This is a genomic window from Kitasatospora sp. NPDC096077, assembly GCF_040303245.1.
Lineage (GTDB): Bacteria > Actinomycetota > Actinomycetes > Streptomycetales > Streptomycetaceae > Kitasatospora.
Map to the genome: position 1 here is coordinate 93939 of NZ_JBEOSV010000021.1, position 18103 is coordinate 112041.

The following is an 18103-nucleotide window of genomic DNA, read 5'->3' on the forward strand; positions in this document are numbered from 1 at the left end:
CTCCGTTCCGGGGCCGCCGGGAGGACGGAGCGGGGGGCTCGACGGGCATGAAGAAAGCAGCCAGGACGGAGTGGTGGGAGGGCCTGCCGGCCGGGATCCGCGACGAGATCGACGGATACGTCCTCCAGGGCTCCCTGCTCGGGGCGACGCGGGTCATCGTCGCCGTCGGCCTCGTCCCCCACGGCATCGGGGTCGGCACCGCTCAGCTGATCGCCCATGACCGCTACCTGCACTACGGGGACCGGGTCGCCCGCGCGCCGGAGAGCCCCCTCGACCTGGAGTCGCTGGCCTGTCGGGCCGCCGGGTGCACCGGTCGCGTCGTGGCGATCGAGGCGGTCTGGGACGGTGACACCGTCCACGACTGGTTCGTTCGGCTGCTGGCCATCACCGCCGACCCCGTGGGAGAGGCCCCGATCGCCACCGTCCACCGGTCGACGGCCGAGCGGTACCTCGGCGAGGACGAGGACTGCGCCCCGCGCCACTCCGCCGCGGTGGCCGCCGAGCGGGCCGGCCGCGCCCTCGCCGCCCACCTCGCGGTCCCCTTCCACTTCGCCAGCCCGGACACCCCCGACGACGAGGCCCCGCGCTGGCGGTCCTGAAGAACGGGCGGGGGCCGGCCGGAGCGGGCGCCCCCCGCCCGGGACCTCTCCGCTAGGGCCTAATCCGGTAGCGCTCCGCGAGGTCGCCGTAGCCGCCCGCCGTCCAGATCGTCCGGCGGAAGTCCGTGAGGCTCAGCGCCCCGGTGTCCTGGCCGGCGGCGGGCGGGAAGTACGCGGTGCCGCAGCGGTCGCAGTACCAGGCCTGGTTCCACAGGCGTTCGGCCCGGGGCCGGCCCGTCAGCCGTCGGCGCCTAGTGACGAACAGCGTGACCGCACCCGCCACCAGGCCGAGGAGGAGGGCCATGAGCAGGAACGACACCACCAGCACGGTCGGCGTGCCGCCCGCGTCGGCGAGCGGGGCCGCCGCCTGGGTGGCCGCGGGGCCGGGCCCGGCGCCCGCGACGATCTCGTCGTAGCTGGTGGGGAGGCTGTTCGGGAACTCCGAGTGACCGGACGTCCACCAGGACGGCGGTGAGAAGTCGGGCTTGTGCTCACCGGCGGCGCCGCGCTCCCCCATGCCTACGCTGAAGGTCACGATGGTCGCGACCAGCGCCGGGAAGGCCAGCGCCAGCAGTGTCACGAACGCCGTGGTGACGGTCGGTGGCGCGGGCGCCAGGGCCTTGCCGAGCGCCGAGACCTCCTCACGGGTCTCGGTGCGGCCGTCGCTGCCGGAGCCTCGGACGGTGACGCTGCGCCGTTCGGCCAGCGCGACCGCCGGTACGCCGCGGATCCGGTCGGTGAGCGCGCAGCTCGGGCAGGGTGTCAGGGAGCCGTGCGGCGGTGGTGGTGCGGGCACGGCGTCATTGATCGACATGTGTGGAAATCCCCCCAGTGGTGCGGCGGTCGGGCGACCGTTCGCATCCGGTGGGACGCTGGCGCCCGGCGTCCGGTTGCGGCCCGCTCGACTACAGCTACAACTACGGCTACGGCTTCGCCTTGCCGGCGACGAACTCGTCCCAGGTGGCGACGGTGTCGGCCGGGGGCGCCGTGATGGCCGGGACGGCGCCGAAGTCGGAGTACTCCTCGACGACTTGGTCCTGGCCCTTGCTGCCGGTGGTGACCTGCTGCGACTTCAGGACGAGGTCGTCCTTGCCGACCCACATGTCGAGGTCCGCGGAGGTCTCGCCCCGTCGCTTCGCCAACTTGACGTAGTAGTCGCGTACATCGTCCTTGATGGCGGGCCCGGTGTATTGGGCCAGTTCCTCGAAGACCACCGTGCCGCGGTAGTGGTCGGCCGGTCGGCCGCCCACCTGCTCCTCACCGACCCAGGCGGTGGAGCCGGTCGCGGCGAGCGAACCGGCGACCTCGTCGACGAAGCCCGCCGCCCGAGGCCTGCCGTGGTCTGAGCCCCCGCTCAGGTCCGTGCGGTACCAGCTCTTGCCCGGGACGTGATCCGACTTCGTGTAGATCGTGTTGCCCACGGAGATCATGTGGTTGAAGCCGCTGAGATTGTCGTCGGTCTTCTCCCCCCACGACTGGATGTCCGAGGCGTTCGGCTCCTGCTGGAAGAACATCTCGGAGCGGTCGGATCCGCCCGTTCCGGTCTGGACCGTCTTGTACGAGGCCTGTTCCGCGGTCTTCCTGGCCGCGGCGACCAGGACGGTCGAAGCGTCGGTCCGCTGCTTCGCCTTAGCCGCCGTCGTGCTCTCGACCGGGCTCGCACCGCTGCTGCTGTGGGACTGCCCCCCGCCACAGCCTGCCAGGGCCACTGTGAGCGCCGCCCCCGCAGCCGCCGCCGCGATGCCCCTCTTCCTCACCCGCACAGCTTTGATTCCTTCTCAGTTGTTTCGCGAATTACACGACGATCATAATTGTTCGCCCACGTCGAACCGCCACAGGTTTTCCCCGCCTGACGACGACCCGCTCAGGCCAGCCCGTTCTGCCAGGCGCGGGCGGCGACCTCGACGCGGTTGCGGGCGCCGAGCTTGCGCTGGCTGTTGGCGAGGTGGGTCTTCACCGTCGAGAGGGTCACATGAAGGGCGGTGGCGACCTCGTCGTTGGTGAGGCCCTTCGCGACCATCGCGACCACGTCCTGTTCGCGCGGGGTGAGCGGTTCGAAGGGAAGGGGCGCCGCGGGCCGGGTCGGCAGTCCGGCCATGTGCCGCAGGAGGCGGACGGTGACGGACGGGGAGATCAGCGAGTCGCCGACGGCGGCGGCGCGGACGGCCTCGATGAGCAGGGCGGGCGAGCAGTCCTTGAGGACGAATCCGCACGCACCGTTGGTCAGCGCGCCGTGGACGTACTCGTCCAGGTCGAAGGTCGTGGCGATGACCACCTTGAGCGGCTGTGCGACGTCGGGGCCCGCGAGCAGGCGGGTGGCTTCGAGTCCGTCCGTGCCCGGCATCCGGATGTCGAGCAGGCACACGTCGGGGCGGAGCCTGCGGGCCTCGGCGACCGCGGCCGTGCCGTCCGCGGCCTCGGCGACGACCTCGATGTCGGGCTGCGAGTCGAGGATCATCCGGTACGCGGCGCGCAGGGTGGACTGGTCGTCGGCGAGGAGCACGCGGATGGTCATGCCGGTCATCCTGCCAGGCGCGCCGAAGGGCTCACCGGGGGCCGATCGGGCACACCGCCGCGGCCGAGCGGGATGTCCGCGGTGACCTGCCAGCCGCCGATCGGCCCGGGCCCCGCGGTGAGTCGTCCACCGAGTGCGTGGACGCGTTCGTGCACCCCGAGGAGGCCGAAGCCGCCGCGCCGGTCCTCCGACGGGGTGGCCGGGGTCTGGGTGGCCGGGGTCTGGGCGGCCGGACGCGGGGCGGCATCGTCCTGGACGCAGACGGTGAGCACGCCGGGGTCGTCGGCGGACAGGCGCACGTCGACGGTCACGGCACCGGCCCGGTCGGCGTGCTTGCGGACGTTGGTGAGCGCCTCCCGCACGAGGTGGTGGACGGTGGCGGCGACATGGTCCGCCGGGGGCTCCGCTTCGAGCCGGGGGTCGATGGTGAGTCCGACGGCGGGGCCGGCCGCGCCGAGGGAGCGGAGGGAGTCGGCCAGGGCGTGGAGTCCCTGCAGACCCCCGGGGGCGTGGAGCGGGGGCCGGCGATCCGGCCGGCGCAGCAGGTCGACCATGGCCCGCATGGAGCCGGTGGCCTGCGCTGCGGCGTCCTCGATGTTCGCCAGGGCCTGGTCCAGCACCTCCGGCGTCGGGGGTTGCCCGGCAGCGGTGATGAAGCGCACCGCTTTCACCTGCGCGGTGATCGCCGTGACGTGGTGCCCGACGAAGTCGTGCAACTCACGGGCGAACTCCAGGCGTTGGTCGTTCAGGCGGGCGTTCTTCTGCTGTTCCCGGGTGCTGTCGAGCAGACGCAGGTACAGGCCGAGGACGGCCACCACGGGTGCGGCGAGCAGCAGGACCGGGCCGAGGTAGCCGGCCACGCGGGTCAGCTCGGACCCGGGCAACCGCAGCAGCAGAAGCGGTGCCGCGAGCCAGGCCGCGGCGGCCAGCGGGAGCATGCGGGTGGGCGGGCCGTACCGGACGGCGCGGGTGACGAGGAGCAGCAGCAGGCACAGCTCGACGATGCCGAAGGTGTGCTCGGGGCGGTGCCGCAGCTGCGCCGTCGCGAGCGAGAGGGCGGCGGAGGCCGTCACCGCGGCGCCCCCGATGCGCAGCAGGCGGCCGGGCGGCGCGAGCAGGGCGGCGAGGCACAGCAGTCCGGCGACGGTCGTGGCGGCGGCGGTCGGCGGGAAGCCGGTGTCGAACGCCTCGGCGACGATCACGGCCACGGCGAGGACGACGGCACCGACGGTGGCACCGAGGGCCGGTCCGCTGCGGGCGGAGGCCCACGAGGCGAGATCGGCGCGCGTCGGGAGGGGGATCATGACGGCCAACCGTACGCGGCCACGGGGGCACGGCACCTCCACCGTTCGGCCGAGGCGGACGCCGTGGTGGTCGGCCGGACGGCTGTTACGGGCGGGTGGTCGGCGCGGACAGGATCGGTGACGTCGATCCGCCGCCCGCCGTCCGCCGTCCACCACCCGGGGGTCCCGCCCAGCCATGCCCCGCACACCCACGACCCGCGTACCCACGACCCGCGTACCCATGGTCCGCACCGCTTGGCGCACCGTCCGCGCCCACAAGTCCCGCATGGCGCTGACCACGCTGGCCGTCGCGGTCGGCGTCGCCTTCGTGACGGGGATCCTGCTGGTCACCGCCACCGTGTCCGACGCCCTCACCGGGGCCTCTCGGCAGACGTACGCGCACACCGACGTCATCGTCCGCCCGGACGTCAGGGGCGCTGGGAGCGCCGGGAGCGCCGGTGCGGCGGCCGGCCTGGGCGAGGCCGAACTGCGGCGGGTCGAGGGCCTGCCCGAGACGGGCCGGGTCATCGCGGCCGTCTCCGGGTACACGGCGCTCGGCTGCCCGGACGGGCGCTCCGCCGACCGCGGCGGCCCGGCCGTCGGGAGCGGGTACGACGGGAGCGGATACGACGGGCCGGACCCGCGGTACGCGTTCACCTCCGGCCGTCCGCCCACCGGCAGCGGCGAGGTAGCCGTCGACGGGGCGAGCGCCGAGCGCTGCGGCTACCAGGTGGGGGACACCGCCCGGATCTCGGTGGACGGCCCCGGCCTCACCGTACGCATCAGCGGCGTCTTCACCACCCGGGCCGAGCCCGCCGTCACCGGGGGCGGCAGCGTCGTGCTGTTCGACACCGCGACGGCCCAGCAGCACTTCACCGGCCCCGGCCGCTTCACCGAGTTCCAGCTCAAGGCCGCACCCGGCGTCAGCCCGGAACGGCTGCGCCGGGCGGCGGAGCAGGCCGCCCCGGGCGGCACCGTCCTGACGGCGGACCAACTCGCCCACGACCTGGCGCTGCACGCCGAGAACCAGGTCGCCTCGCTGCGCACCACGCTGCTGTCGTTCGCCGCCGTCGCGCTGTTCGTCTCCTGCTTCCTGATCGCGAACACCTTCGGCCTGCTCGTGACCCAACGGACCCGCGAGGTCGGCCTGTTGCGGACCGTCGGGGCCTCCCGCCGACAGGTCGGGCGGCTGGTGCTGGCCGAGGCGTTCCTGGTCGGGCTGGCCGGCTCGCTGCCGGGCGTCGCGGCGGGCGTCGGTGTCGGTGAACTCCTGCGCCCGGTCGCCGGCAACCTGGGCAAGGGCGGTCCGCTGCCGACCGGGCAGGCGCTCGGCCTGCCCGCGTACGCGCTGCTCGTCCCCCTGGTCGTCGGGGTGCTGACCACGATGGCCGCCGCCTGGCTGCCGGCCCGACGGGCCGCGCGGATCGCGCCGCTGGCCGCGCTGCGCGACGCGCAGGCCCCTGCGCCGGAGGGAGTCGGCAGGCGCCGCGTGCTGACCGGAGTGGTGCTGGCCGGGGCCGGTGCGGCCGTCCTGCTGGCCGGGGCGGGGAGCGAGCGCATCCAGGAGGGCGCGCCCACGCTGGCGCTGGGCGCCGTGGCGACCGCCTGCGGCCTGCTCGCGCTGATGCCGACGCTGGTCGGGCCGGTGCTGGCGGTGGCCCGACCGCTCCTCGCCCACGCGGGGATCGGCGCACGGCTCGCGGAGCGCAACAGCGCCCGGAACCCGCGCCGGGTCAGTGCCCCGGCCGCGTCGCTGGTCGTCGGCGTGAGCCTGGTGACCGCCCTCACCGTCGTCGCCGCCGGCGGCCTCGCGGCGGCGGACGCGGCGGGCGCGCACGTGCTCACGGCGGACTACGTGGTATCGATGCGGAACCTCGACGCCCAATCCGCCACGGTGGAACGGGCGTTGGCGGCCAGCCCCGAGGTCACCGCGGTCGCGGCACTGCGGGACGTGGAGCTGACGGTCGACGGGGCACCGGAGTTCGGCCTCGCGCTGCCGCCGGGCACCGTCCGGGACATGCTGCGGCTGCGCATCCGCGCCGGAGCCGCCGAGGTGGGCGCGGGACGGGTGCTGGTGCCGACCGGTGCCGGCCTGACGGTCGGCAGTACCGTGCACGCGCGCCTGGCCGGCGGTCGGGCCGCCGAGCTGACGGTGGCGGGGGTGTACGAGCCCAACGCCCTGGTGAGCGGCTTCCTGGTCGACGCCGCCGTCCTTCCTGGCGACGCTTCGGCGGGCGCCGGCACCGTCCGAAGCGTGCTCGTCGGCACCCGGGACCGCCCGAGCGCCGAACTGCGCCGCACCCTCGCCCACGCCCTGGGTGACAGCCCCGCCCTGCGCATCGACAGCAGCGACGACCTCGCCCGCGCCGCCGCCGACGACACCGACCGCATGCTCGACCTGCTCTACGCCCTGCTCGGCCTCTCCATCGGCGTCGCGCTCCTGGGCATCCTCAACACCCTGGCCCTGTCCGTCACCGAACGCCGCCGCGAGATCGGCATGCTGCGGGCGATCGGCCTGACCCGGGCGGGCGTGCGCGCCATGGTGCGCGCCGAGGCGCTCGTCATCGCCGTGATCGGCGGCGCCCTCGGCCTGGCCCTCGGCCTCCTCGTCGGCTGGGCGAGCGGCCAACCCATCGCCCGCCACACGCCCGGCTTCCGCCACAGCGTGCCCGTGCTGCGGCTCACCGTCCTGCTGGCCGCAGCGGCAGGAGCGGGCCTGCTGGCCTCCCTGTGGCCGGCCCGCCGGGCGGCCCGGACACCGGTCCTGGCGGCCATCGGGACGGAGTGACCCCGCTACTGCCGGGCCCGCCCGTCAAGTTCATCGAGTCCGTCAAGTTCATCGAGTCCGTCAAGTTCACCGTCACGTTCACCGACACATTCACCGACAGGAAAGCCTGCACCCCGCATGTCCAGAAGAGCACCCCGCACCCCCCTCCCCGCACGCCCGCTCCCCATGGAGACAGTCGGCGGAACCTACCGGCCCATCACGGAGATCGGCACCCCGGTCCTGCACCATCACAGCGCCGACGTCACCGAGTTCGGCACCGAGCGCCTCGCCCGGTTGCTCGCGGACATGTTCTTCACCATGCACGCGGCCAACGGCGTCGGCCTGGCCGCCAACCAGATAGGCCTCGACCTTCGCCTGTTCGTCTACGACTGCCCCGGTGACGACGGCACCCGTCACATCGGCCACGTCCTCAACCCCGAAGTCCGGCTCACCGGTACGGAGGAGATCACCCAGCCCGAGGGCTGCCTGTCCGTCCCCGGCGCCGTCCGGCACGTCACCCGGGCGGCGAACGCGACGGTGCGCGGCCAGGACTGGCAGGGGCGCCCCGTCACCGTCCACGGCACCGGCCTGTTCGCCCGCTGCCTCCAGCACGAGACGGACCACACGAACGGCACGCTCTACGTCGACCGCCTCACCCCCGAGGACCGCGCCGAGGCCCTGCGCCAGATGGACGCCGACCGCGCCACCGTCCTCGCCCAACGGGCAACCAGGGCAAGGCTCTTGGCCAGGCAGGCCGGCGCGGACCAGTGAACCGGCCCCATCACACCGAAAGGCACACCGAGCACATGCGCCGCCTCCGGCGAACCCCCGCCCTGCTGCTGGCCGACCTGGTGACGGCCGCCGCCGTGACCCTCCCCGTGCTGTGGTCGTACGGCTGGAACCGGCTACGGAAGCCGCCCCTGCCGCCGCTGGGCAGGATCGCACCCCCGGACCGCCGGACCAGCACCCGGACCGGCCGACCGTGACCTGAGCAGGCCGCCACCCGGGCACCACCGGGTGGCGGCCGGGCCCGGCCGGTGGACGGTCCCGGATGCGGTGCTCCGCGCTACCGGGGCCCGCGGCCGAGGGCCGGGGTGCGCGGCCGTAGGCGCTCTCCCTGCGGCCCGAACATGATCAGGTACTCGACCGGTCCGCCCGGGCCGGCGTTCGCGACTCCGTGGGCGGTGCGGGTGTCGAACTCGGCCACCTCCCCGGCGCTCAGGACGAGGTCCTGCTCGCCGAGCGCCAGCCACAGGCGCCCGTAGAGGACGCACAGCCATTCGTACCCGTCGTGGGAGACCTGCCGCGGCCGGGTCGGCGGCGCGTCGACGGCGGGCAGGACGTGCTTGTGGGCGTGCAGGCCCCCCACGTACCGGGTCAACGGCAGCACCACCTTGTCGCTGCCGGGACGCGGCGGCATCGGGACGCGCGGTTCGGGCGCGGCGGGTGCGGGTGCGGGCCCGGTGCCGGCCAGCTCGTCCAGGGAGGTGCCGTACGTCTTCGCCAGTTGCAGCAGCACCTCCAGGGTCGGCCGGCGCCGACCGGTCTCGATCCGCGACAGCGTGCTCAGCGAGATGCCGGTCGCGCGGCTGACACCGGTGAGCGTGGCGCCGCGCTGCTCGCGCGCGGTCCGCAGCCGAGGGCCCATGGCCGCCAGTGTGTCGGCTGTGCTGTCGTCCGTCGTGTCGTCGTCCGTCATGCCGTTGTCCGTCGTGCCGTCGTCCGTCACCATCGCCCCGCTCCCTCCGAACGTGCCGCCTCCACCACCCCGTCCTGGGAGTTTGCCACGATGGCAAGGGTGCTCGCGTCGGGCGGCCGCCGCGCCGGAAGATCGGTGGGTAGCCACGGCCGCCCGTGAACCGAGGAGTAGCGATGCACCAGTCCACCCCGTCCACCGACCTGCGCCACCGCACCGTCGAGGCACCCGCCGGGCGCCTGCACCTGGTGGAGCAGGGCACCGGGCCGCTGGTCCTGCTCGTCCACGGCTTCCCCGAGTCCTGGTACTCCTGGCGCCACCAGCTCCCCGCCCTCGCGGCGGCGGGGTACCGGGCCGTGGCGCTCGACGTGCGAGGCTACGGCCGCTCCTCCAAGCCGGCCGCGACGGACGCCTACCGGATGCTCGACCTGGTGGCGGACAACGTCGCCCTGGTGCACGCCCTGGGCGAGGAGCAGGCGGTGGTCGTCGGCCATGACTGGGGTTCCAACATCGCCGCCGCCTCCGCCCTGCTCCACCCCGAGGTGTTCCGTGCCGTCGCCCTGCTGAGCGTCCCCTACGCGCCGCCCGGCGGCCCCCGCCCCAGCGACGTCTTCGCGCAGATGGGCGGCGACCAGGAGTTCTACGTCTCGTACTTCCAGGAGCCCGGCCGGGCCGAAGCGGAGATCGAGCCCGACGTCCGGGGCTGGCTCGCGGGCTTCTACGCCGCCCTGTCCGCCGACACCATGCCCGGCCGGGACGAGCCCGACCCCCACTTCGCGGCCCGTTCCGGCGGCCGGCTGCGCGACCGCTTCCCCGGCGGCCGGCTGCCCAGCTGGCTGACCGAGGACGACCTCGACGTCTACGCCGGGGAGTTCGAGCGCACGGGTCTGACCGGGGCCCTCAACCGCTACCGCAGCATGGACCGCGACTGGGAGGACCTCGCCCCGTACGGCGGCGCTCCGATCAAGCAGCCGTCCCTGTTCATCGGCGGCACCCTGGACGCCTCCACCACCTGGATGTCCGACGCCATCGACGCCTTCCCCGCCACCCTCCCCGGCCTGACCGCCGCCCACCTCCTGGAGGGCTGCGGCCACTGGGTCCAGCAGGAACGCGCCGAGGAGACCAACCGGCTGTTGACCGGCTGGCTGAACACCCTCGCGGGCTGAGCCACCGGGCGGAACCGGACGGCGTCGTGCGGACGGTGCCGGAGTCCGGCCGGCGGATGCGCCGGGGGCCGTTTGGGGCGTCGCGGACGGGATATGCGTCGTGATGCGGGGGTTGTTCGCCGGGGAGTGGTCCCGGGTGGGCGGCTCCGTCGCCGTCGAGCGGGTGTCGAGGGCATGCCACGTCGGTCCCGTGCGCCGCGTCCGGAGCTGGACGCGGGCGGGCCGGGCGCGGTCGGCACGCCGCGGAGAGGAGTCATCGTGGCAGGTTCCAACCGGACCGACGCCGGGCCCGTACTCCCCCCGAAGCCACCGCCGTCGCCACCGGCACCCGCGTCGGCGCCCGGCGCGATCGCCGATCCCGGCGCCCTGGGCCTGGCGGCCTTCGCGATGACCACCTTCGTCCTGAGCTGGTTCAACGCCGGCCTGGTCAACGAGTCGGTGGCCGCAGTGGTGCTGCCGCTGGCACTGTTCTACGGCGGCATCGTGCAGCTGCTCGCCGGGATGTGGGAGTTCCGGCGCGGCAATACCTTCGCCGCCACCGCGTTCGCCTCGTACGGCGCCTTCTGGCTGGCCTACTGGGGCTTCGTGCGGGCCGTGGTCCCGCACCTGCTCCACTCCCCCCAGCTCTACCAGGCGACCGGCCTGTTCCTGCTCGCCTGGACGATCTTCACCGCGTACATGATGATCGCGGCCACGCGCACGACCGGGGCGGTCCTGGCCGTGTTCGTCACCCTCACCCTGACCTTCCTGCTCCTGACCGTCGGCGCGTTCGCCCAGTCGGACACCTGGACCAAGGTCGGCGGCTGGGCGGGACTGGTGACGGCCGTGGTCGCCTGGTACGCGTCGTTCGCCGCCGTCACCAACAGCACCTTCCGACGGACGGTCCTGCCGGTGTGGCCGCTCAGCCCTCCGGCGGGCCGTGACGGACCCGCCGGACCCACCGGACCCGTGGCTCCCGGCCTCGGGGAAGGCGCGCAGGACGAGGGGCTCCCGGGGCCTACCTGAGAAACAGTGCCGGACAACCAGAAACCACCTGAATCGCCACCGGCCCGCGCGCCGGGGCGGTCAGCCGAAGTGGCGGACGAAGACCTGCGACTTGCCGTTGGCGTCGCCGGGCACGATGCCGCCGGCCGAGGACTGGAAGACCACGTCCCGTCCGTCGGCGTTGAACGCCGGCTGGTCGCAGCTGTAGCTGCAGCCGGCGGAGACCGCTCGTCCGGTGGCCAGTTGGTGCTGGGTGATCCGCACGTCCCTGATCCACTTCACCGGATAGGCGGCGTACTGCCCGTCACCGCTGATCGTTCTCCTCTGCTCCGCCATCCGGGAGCCAGCACAATGCAGTCCCAACTACGGTGCGGGAAGCGGGGTTTCGGTCATCCGGGACGGTCCGGCCGGCTGCCCCGGCCGCGATCCTCGCCCACCCGTGCATCCGGACCGGGACCAAAACCTCGCAAACCGCACCGATCCCCCCAGGAGAGCGGTACGTTGACACCGCCGACCATGAGGAGAAGCGCCGACGTGACCACCGACAAGACCGCCCTCGCCAACGCCGTGAAGGCGATCGCCGCCGCCGCACACGCCGACGACCTGGCCGGGCTCTACCGGGCCGTGATGCCGCCGGCCGGCACGGACACGCCCCCCGCCGAGGTCACCGCCTGGTTCGGGACGCTCCTCGTCCACCTGGCGCTCACCGCCTCGGCCGCCTCGAAACTGGAACAGGGCTCCTCCCGCGAGACCGTGTCACAGTGGATCGGGCAGACCCTGGGGCCGGCGCCCACCCCGGCACTGCTGCGCGCCCAGGACCCCGGCCGCATCGACCACACCGAAGCGGTCAACGCCGCGGCGAACTACGCCCGTTACCACGAGTACACCGTCGACCTCGTCCGGATCGGCCTCACCGACCCGAACCAGGACCCCGACGCCCGCGGCGTCGACGCCCACTGCGCGGTGACCAACGACAAGGACGCCCGGATCACCGTGATGGCCATGCTCGGCCGCCTCGCCGACGACCCCGCCAGGCAGGGCTGACACCGCCGCGCGACCACCCCCGGGCACCGCGCCGAGGCCGCAGCCAGCCCCGGCCCAAGCCCCAGTCCCAGTCCCGGCCCAAGCGCCGCTGGTTCGGATGCTCCTGACCGGGGCCCTTCGTCAGAGCCGGATCACGATCTTGCCGCGCGTGTGTCCGCGTTCGGCGTGCAGGTGGGCGTCGGCGATCCGGTCCAGGGGGTAGGCCTGTTCGACATAGGGGGCGTAGCGGCCCTGCCGGCCCAGGTCGGCGGCCTCGGCGAGCAGCGTGGAGTCGTTCTCCGCGTCGACCACATGGGTCCCGAGGCGCTCCCCCCGCGCGTGGTCGGCGACCGTCGCGACGCGGGTCGGGTCGCCCGTGATCGCGACCAGGTCGTCCAGGGAGCCGGAGGCCGCGGTGTCGAGCGCGAGGTCGACGCCGTACGGGGCGAGGACCGACAGGCGCCGGGCGAGGCCGGGGCCGTAGGTGGTGGGGATGGCGCCGAGCGAGGTGAGGAACCCGTGGTTGCGTTCGCCGCCCGTCCCGATCACGGTGGCGCCCCGGGCCACGGCGATCTCGACCGCCGCGCCGCCCACCCCTCCGGCGGCGCCCTCGACGAGCAGGGTGCGCCCCCCGAGGGGGCCGAGTGCGTTCAGGCCGCGCATCGCCGTCACCGACGCGAGGCCGGCGCCTGCGGCCTGCTCGTCGGTCCACTCGTCGGGCGCGAGGGCCCAGGCCGAGAGGACTGCCAGCTCGGCGGTCGCGCCGGTGACACCGCCCAGCCCGAAGACCCGGTCGCCGATGCTCACCCCTCGCACCCCGTCGCCGATCTCGTCGACGAGACCGGCGGCGTCCCGTCCGGGGACGGCGGGCAGCTCCACGGGGATCAGCTGCCGCAGGGCTCCGGCGCGCAGCTTCCAGTCGATGGGGTTGACGCCGGCCGCCGCGACGCGGACCCGGATCTCACCCGGTCCGGGGTGGGGATCGGGAGCCTGCTCGATCACCAGGTTCTCCGCTGCGCCGTAGGCGTGGAAGCGGGCTGCGCGCATGGTGTTCCGTCCTTCCGGTGGGGGCCGAGGGGTCGCCGGTGGTCGGAATACCCTCCGCCGGTTCGACGCTCCGGAAGGTATCCGGAGGGTCGGTCACCAACTGGATACCGATGGACATGCCGAGGCCCGCGACAGGAGCACTGCGATGACCCAACGTCCGCCGCTGCCAACGGACTTGTTCGACGAACTGTGTCCGTCCGCGCTGCTGCCCTTCCGCTTCGGCGACAAGTGGGCGCCCATGGTGCTGCGTTGCCTGGAGGGCGGCCCGCGCAGGTTCTCCGAACTGCGCGTACCACTGGGCCGGATCAGCCCGAAGGCGCTCACCCAGTCGCTCCGCGGGCTGGAGCGGGACGGGTTCGTGTCCCGCACGGTGCACGCCGACCCGAAGCTGCGGGTCGAGTACGCGCTGACACCGCTGGGCCGCAGCCTGCTGGAACCGCTGGCGGCCGCATGCCGCTGGGCGACCGAACACTGGGACGAACTGATCGACGCCCGCGAGGGTCCGAGCTGAAAGGAAGGGTGCTGCGCCGGGGCCGGTGCCGACAGGTGCCGAGCTTGACCACCCGGCCCCTCCCCCGATCGCGGAGGAGGGGCCTTTTGTGTTTCCGGCCGACCTCAGAACCTGTTGGCCAGTCGGGCGCCGACGCGGTCAACCAGCTGATCCATGTCAAGCCCGTCCAGGTAGGTAGTGACCATCTCGCGGACCTCATTCAGGGTGTCGCCGAGGCTTTCACGGCGGAGTTGCGCCGGGGCGAGGCCTCGGCGGAAGGCTTCGCAGTCGACGGCAGAGGCGATCAGCTCGTGGGCGAGATCGAGCGGGGTTCGCTCGCGTAGCGCGAAGGTCAGGTGGAAGCTCGGCTCGTCGCCGGTACACGTGGGGGCGTGGACCCAGCCCCGGGGAACCACGAGGGTGTCACCGGGTTCCAGGGTGAAGGTGGTGAACGGCTCGGTGTTGTCCCAGATCTCTTGGATCTTCTCGGTCCACTCCGTGGGTGAGTCGAGGTAGTTGTCCATCGGATGTCGCACAACGGGCGCCCACAGCGGCCAGTGTTTCCGGCCGGCCATCTGGGCGACCAGGACGGTGGTCTGGTCCCAGTGGTGGGTGAGGCCGGTTTCTCCTGCGGGGGTGATGATCGCGGAGACGTAGAGGGTGTAGCCGGTCTCCACCTGGATCTCAGCCCAGAATTCGGCCAGTTGGGGCATGACGGTCTGGATCTTCCGGAGGTTGACGGTGTGTCCGTCGTCGATGAGGCCACGCAGCTTGCCGGGGCTCATCCGGCCGTCTTCGGAGAAGCGGCCGGGGTGAACGGCCCGGCCGTTCCGGACTGCGGCAGTGAGGGCGGGGAGGGTGAGGCCGTGGTCGATGTAGGTGTTCATCAGGTCCAAGGTGATGACCTGGTCGAGCGTGGCCCGCTCGCGACGGTACAGGCGCGGTTCCGTGGGGCAGGTGTGGAGCAGGTCGCCGGCGCGGGCGCCCAGCAACTGGTGCAGAGACATCGTTGTCTCCTCTAGGACAGTGGGCACGTGATGCGGGGGTGGAACGGCAGCGACGGACAGCAGATGACCGCAGTGCTCATGAACCGTCTGTCGTTGAGGTAGTGGGACCAGACGACGTCGGTGCCGTGGAGGAGCGAGCTGTGTGCACGCTCCTGGTACCACTCCAGAGGCGCATAGCCCTGTTTTCCATCGGGCCGTCCCATGGGCGGGTGTTCCTTGTACACGCTGGTCAGCCAGTCGACCGCCGGGGAGACGGTGATCCAGGTGCGCTTTTCGAGACCGTCGGGCCGACGCAGGAGGTAGTGCCCGGTCATCATCGGCGGGACGGTGCGCTGAGCGAACGGCATGAACGTCTCCGGCGGATGCGCGTTCATACCGCTGGGAACCCGAAGTTGGCTTGTCTCGAAGGCCTCGGGACGGCGCAGGTACTCCAGGTCCATGAGCCTGCGTTGTCCGACCCATGGGCCGTAGCCGTGCCAATGTCCGCTGAGTTCGGCGAATGCCTCGGGAGTCACAGGTATCCTCCAAGGACTGGGTGGCTGCTCCCAATTTCGGTGGGAGCAGCCACTCAGCTGTGCTTTACGGTGTGGTCACCCTGTTGATCAGACGGTGAGGCCGCGGTCCGTGACCCACTTGGTGGCGAAGTTGTCCAGCTCCTGGCCGGTGAAGCAGAGCAGCTGGCCCTTGCCCTCCGGCTTGGTGTCGCCGACGGCGAACGCGTCGTCGGCCCCGGTCAGCGGCGCGACGCCGACGCAGCTCTCGGCGTCGCTGTTGAGGTTGCCGCCGCACTGGGCGACCAGCTCGCCGGTCAGCTGCAGCTCGTAGAGGTTGGTCATGGTTTCCTCCATGCCGCGGGTGTCCCCCGGAGGCCGGGTGGTCTCCGGGCCGTACCGGGAAGCCGGCAGGTTGGGCGTGGCTTCCCGCTGCCGGGCGGCTGAGGCTGCCCGGGAGTCGGTGGGTCGGTGGCCGCCGCTCGGGCGGCGGCCACCGGGGCGTCAGGTGGTGATGAGGTCGGACGGGTCGGTGTTCGCCCCGCAGAGCACCACGGCGACGCGCTCACCGTCGCCGGGCGTGTAGGCACCGGAGGTCAGCGCGGCCAGGGCGGTGGCGGCGCCGTGTTCGACGGCCAGGTGCCGGTGGTCCCACAGAAGGGAACGGGCACCGCGGATCGCCTCGTCGTTCACCAGGATCGAGCGCGCCTGAATCCGCTGGGCCCAGTACAGTGCGGTCTCGCTGGTGCGGCGAGCCCCGAGGGAGTCGGCGGCGATGGAATCGACCTCGACATCCACGACCCTCCCGGCCTCGATCGCGGCATTGAGCGCCCGGCAGGTCTCCGGTTCAACGGCGACGACCCGCACGCCGAGCGTGTCGGCCGCCATCGCGGTGCCCGCGAACAGGCCGCCACCGCCCACGGCCACGACGACGGTGTCGAGGCCGGGGACCTGGTCATGGATCTCGGGGAGCAGGGTTCCAGCACCGGCCGCGATGAGCGGATGGTCGTAGGCGTGGGAGGCCAGGGCCCCGGTGGTGGCGGCGTGTTCGGCGGCGGCCGCGGCGGCGTCGGCGTACTCGGTGCCGACCTGGTGCACGTCGGCCCCGAATGTGCGGAGCTTGGCGACCTTGACGGCCGGGGCGGTGGTCGGCAGGAAGACGCTCGCCTTGATGCCGTGGCGCTGGGCGGCCCAGGCGCAGGCCAGCCCCGCGTTTCCACCCGAGGCGATGACCACTCCGGCGTCGGGCATGGTGCCGGCCTCCAGGTGGTGGCTGATGAAGTTCGCGGCTCCCCTGTCCTTGAAGCTGCCGGAGAACTGCATGAAGTCGAGGGCGAGGAACACTCGCGCGGCACCGAAGCTGTTCCGGTCGATCTCGAAGACGGGTGCGGGACGGGTGATGCCGTGGATGCGGTCCTTGGCGGCTTTCACGTCGTCGTAGGTCGGGAACGTGTCGGCGGTGGTGGTCATGGTGGTTGTCTCTCCGGGGGTTAGGACCAGGCGATGAGGTTGCCTCGGGTGGTCAGTCCGAGGAAGAACGCGAGGGCGACGCGGCGTCCGACGGCGGGGCGATGGCGTGGTAGTTCGCGGGGGCGAACAGGAGGCCGTCCCCGGCCGAGGGGGTGAGTTCGAGGAGTTGGGCGCCGTCGGTGACGGGGGGCTGGTAGCCGTAGGAGTGGCGGTGCCGTTCGTCCTCGGGTTGCCAGCGGCGGCGCCAGAGCCGGGTTTCACCCCCGGCCTCGGGCGCCAGGATCCATGCATTGAAGGCAAGTTGGGCTGTCAGGTGCTGGTCGAAGAGGCCGGGGACCTCTCGCACGGCCTCGTCGTAGTGGATGAGCGCGCCACTGTTGATCTCCCGCACGGTGCCGCCGAACAGGGGGCGTCCATGGACCGTGGCGGGCTGGATGGCCTCGCCCCAGGCACAGCCGAGCAGCTTCAGTGCCGCGGCGACGGCATCGGGGCGCAGTCCGGCCCGCGTCCAGGCGGCACGGGCAGCATCGGCGGCCGGCCAGTACCGTTCGTGGTCGAGGCCGCCATCGGGGGTGCGGTAGTCGTTCAACGCGGGGCCGAACCTGACGATCGGATCGGCCACCCTGGCGGGGTCGTATACCGCGGTGGGCAGGCGGCCGAGGGCTCGGCCGATGGCCTGGCAGGTGGCATCCGAGAGGAAGTCGGGGACACGGACCGCTGCGGTCGTTCCGGCGACCAGGTCGGCGAGGTGGCGTTCGGTGAACGCTGTCGCCTCCGTGGCCGCGAAGAGCGGATCCCGTAAGCGCTGACTGGGCATGCTCGTCCTCCATGAGACCGCCGTGACGGTCTATCAGTCCGTTACGGTGTAAGTTACGCTGTCACACATGGCGAAGCAATCTGTTACCAGTGATCAACTCAACGCGACCACCATCGCCCGCGCCGCCATCGCGATGATCGACGCGGGCGGCCCCGAAGCTCTCAACTTCCGCGCCCTCGGGGACAGGCTCGGCGTCTCCCACACCACGGTCCACCGCCGGTGCGGCGAGTCCGTGACCGGGCTTCTCGACATGTGCATGGACTACCTGGCCGGGCAGCTCCCCGAGCCGCAGGCCGATGCCACCTGGCCCGAGCTGGCCGAACAGTCGTTCACGGCGTTGTACGAGCTGCTGGCCGCCCACCCCGGCCTGGTCGCGCTGCGCGGCGCCCGCCCCTGGATGGGCAGGCAGCTTCTCGCCCGCCTCACCGAACCCGTACTGGCGGCCGGCGAGCGTGCCGGTATGACGCCCACCAACTCGGTCACGGCCTACCGCAGGCTCTACCTGTTCACCCTCGGATGCGCCGCCTTCGTGAACCACGCCGATGCCGCAGCCACCCGGGAGACGACCCGGCAAGGCCTCGCGGTGCTGCCGCCCGACCAGTTCCCCTTCCTCGCCGGACACCTGGAATCCGTACTCGACGTAGTGACCGGCCACGGCGTGTTCCACAGCGGGCTACGCCAGTTGATCGGCACGGTCGCTCTGGACCTCGTCCCGTTGCGATGAGTGGACCTGGCGCGGACTCGCCCG

At 72.8% G+C, this 18103-nt stretch carries 21 protein-coding genes; 9 read left to right on the forward strand and 12 right to left on the reverse strand.

From position 1 onward, the window contains the following. Positions 1–47: 47 nt before the first annotated feature. Positions 48–599, forward strand: coding sequence for a hypothetical protein (locus ABTZ03_RS19945; protein WP_350514332.1), 552 nt, complete (start codon positions 48–50; stop codon positions 597–599). 52 nt (positions 600–651) lie between these two features. On the opposite strand, the gene ABTZ03_RS19950 is transcribed toward ABTZ03_RS19945, so the two are convergent. The 4 genes from ABTZ03_RS19950 to ABTZ03_RS19965 all read right to left on the reverse strand — a co-directional run bounded on the left by ABTZ03_RS19950 (position 652) and on the right by ABTZ03_RS19965 (position 4418). Next, positions 652–1413: a hypothetical protein gene (locus ABTZ03_RS19950; RefSeq protein ID WP_350514333.1), complete on the reverse strand. Its 762-nt coding sequence runs from the start codon at positions 1411–1413 to the stop codon at positions 652–654. A gap of 109 nt (positions 1414–1522) precedes the next feature. Next, a complete protein-coding gene (locus tag ABTZ03_RS19955; RefSeq protein WP_350514334.1) occupies positions 1523–2356 on the reverse strand; it encodes an SCO4651 family lipoprotein in 834 nt (277 codons plus the stop codon). A 107-nt stretch (positions 2357–2463) separates the two neighbouring features. Beyond that, the gene (locus ABTZ03_RS19960; RefSeq protein WP_502894519.1) at positions 2464–3114 is read right to left on the reverse strand and encodes a response regulator; all 651 of its coding nucleotides are present in this window, start codon (positions 3112–3114) and stop codon (positions 2464–2466) included. 5 nt (positions 3115–3119) lie between these two features. Beyond that, a complete protein-coding gene (locus ABTZ03_RS19965; protein ID WP_350514336.1) occupies positions 3120–4418 on the reverse strand; it encodes a sensor histidine kinase in 1299 nt (432 codons plus the stop codon). 220 nt (positions 4419–4638) lie between these two features. Between ABTZ03_RS19965 and ABTZ03_RS19970 the strand changes: the two genes are divergently transcribed. The 3 genes from ABTZ03_RS19970 to ABTZ03_RS19980 all read left to right on the forward strand — a co-directional run bounded on the left by ABTZ03_RS19970 (position 4639) and on the right by ABTZ03_RS19980 (position 8150). Continuing rightward, positions 4639–7185 (forward strand): ABC transporter permease, encoded by a 2547-nt coding sequence (locus ABTZ03_RS19970; protein ID WP_350514337.1) that lies wholly within the window; start codon positions 4639–4641, stop codon positions 7183–7185. A gap of 165 nt (positions 7186–7350) precedes the next feature. Further along, complete coding sequence (gene def, locus ABTZ03_RS19975; protein ID WP_350514338.1) at positions 7351–7935, forward strand: peptide deformylase; 585 nt, start codon at positions 7351–7353, stop codon at positions 7933–7935. 35 nt (positions 7936–7970) lie between these two features. Beyond that, positions 7971–8150 (forward strand): hypothetical protein, encoded by a 180-nt coding sequence (locus ABTZ03_RS19980; protein WP_350514339.1) that lies wholly within the window; start codon positions 7971–7973, stop codon positions 8148–8150. A gap of 80 nt (positions 8151–8230) precedes the next feature. Here ABTZ03_RS19980 and ABTZ03_RS19985 read toward each other — a convergent pair whose 3' ends face one another. Then, positions 8231–8863 (reverse strand): helix-turn-helix domain-containing protein, encoded by a 633-nt coding sequence (locus ABTZ03_RS19985; protein ID WP_350514376.1) that lies wholly within the window; start codon positions 8861–8863, stop codon positions 8231–8233. 173 nt (positions 8864–9036) lie between these two features. On the opposite strand from ABTZ03_RS19985, the gene ABTZ03_RS19990 reads away from it, so the two are divergent. Then, positions 9037–10026, forward strand: coding sequence for an alpha/beta fold hydrolase (locus ABTZ03_RS19990; protein ID WP_350514340.1), 990 nt, complete (start codon positions 9037–9039; stop codon positions 10024–10026). A 258-nt stretch (positions 10027–10284) separates the two neighbouring features. Continuing rightward, positions 10285–11031: an acetate uptake transporter gene (locus ABTZ03_RS19995; protein WP_350514341.1), complete on the forward strand. Its 747-nt coding sequence runs from the start codon at positions 10285–10287 to the stop codon at positions 11029–11031. A 60-nt stretch (positions 11032–11091) separates the two neighbouring features. Here ABTZ03_RS19995 and ABTZ03_RS20000 read toward each other — a convergent pair whose 3' ends face one another. After that, positions 11092–11346: a hypothetical protein gene (locus ABTZ03_RS20000; protein WP_350514342.1), complete on the reverse strand. Its 255-nt coding sequence runs from the start codon at positions 11344–11346 to the stop codon at positions 11092–11094. Positions 11347–11544: 198 nt separating this feature from the next. On the opposite strand from ABTZ03_RS20000, the gene ABTZ03_RS20005 reads away from it, so the two are divergent. Next, the gene (locus ABTZ03_RS20005; protein WP_350514343.1) at positions 11545–12054 is read left to right on the forward strand and encodes a hypothetical protein; all 510 of its coding nucleotides are present in this window, start codon (positions 11545–11547) and stop codon (positions 12052–12054) included. 120 nt (positions 12055–12174) lie between these two features. On the opposite strand, the gene ABTZ03_RS20010 is transcribed toward ABTZ03_RS20005, so the two are convergent. Continuing rightward, positions 12175–13080, reverse strand: coding sequence for an NADP-dependent oxidoreductase (locus ABTZ03_RS20010; protein WP_350514344.1), 906 nt, complete (start codon positions 13078–13080; stop codon positions 12175–12177). A 145-nt stretch (positions 13081–13225) separates the two neighbouring features. Here ABTZ03_RS20010 and ABTZ03_RS20015 point away from each other — a divergent pair, with 145 nt between their 5' ends. Continuing rightward, positions 13226–13591 carry a winged helix-turn-helix transcriptional regulator gene (locus ABTZ03_RS20015; protein ID WP_350514345.1) on the forward strand — a complete coding sequence of 122 codons (366 nt, stop codon included), beginning with the start codon at positions 13226–13228 and terminating at the stop codon, positions 13589–13591. Between the two features lie 104 nt (positions 13592–13695). Here ABTZ03_RS20015 and ABTZ03_RS20020 read toward each other — a convergent pair whose 3' ends face one another. The 5 genes from ABTZ03_RS20020 to ABTZ03_RS20040 form a co-directional block, all read right to left on the reverse strand. After that, on the reverse strand, positions 13696–14577 hold the full coding sequence (locus ABTZ03_RS20020; RefSeq protein WP_350514346.1) for a JmjC domain-containing protein: 882 nt from the start codon (positions 14575–14577) through the stop codon (positions 13696–13698). 11 nt (positions 14578–14588) lie between these two features. Then, positions 14589–15017, reverse strand: coding sequence for a hypothetical protein (locus ABTZ03_RS20025; RefSeq protein ID WP_350514347.1), 429 nt, complete (start codon positions 15015–15017; stop codon positions 14589–14591). A gap of 162 nt (positions 15018–15179) precedes the next feature. Next, positions 15180–15413, reverse strand: coding sequence for a DUF397 domain-containing protein (locus ABTZ03_RS20030; RefSeq protein ID WP_350514348.1), 234 nt, complete (start codon positions 15411–15413; stop codon positions 15180–15182). Positions 15414–15572: 159 nt separating this feature from the next. Beyond that, positions 15573–16538 carry a serine/threonine dehydratase gene (locus ABTZ03_RS20035; RefSeq protein WP_350514349.1) on the reverse strand — a complete coding sequence of 322 codons (966 nt, stop codon included), beginning with the start codon at positions 16536–16538 and terminating at the stop codon, positions 15573–15575. Between the two features lie 52 nt (positions 16539–16590). After that, positions 16591–17355, reverse strand: a complete 765-nt coding sequence (locus ABTZ03_RS20040; RefSeq protein WP_350514350.1) for a proline hydroxylase — start codon at positions 17353–17355, stop codon at positions 16591–16593. Positions 17356–17422: 67 nt separating this feature from the next. On the opposite strand from ABTZ03_RS20040, the gene ABTZ03_RS20045 reads away from it, so the two are divergent. Further along, on the forward strand, positions 17423–18079 hold the full coding sequence (locus ABTZ03_RS20045; protein WP_350514351.1) for a TetR/AcrR family transcriptional regulator C-terminal domain-containing protein: 657 nt from the start codon (positions 17423–17425) through the stop codon (positions 18077–18079). The last annotated feature ends 24 nt before the right edge of the window (positions 18080–18103 follow it).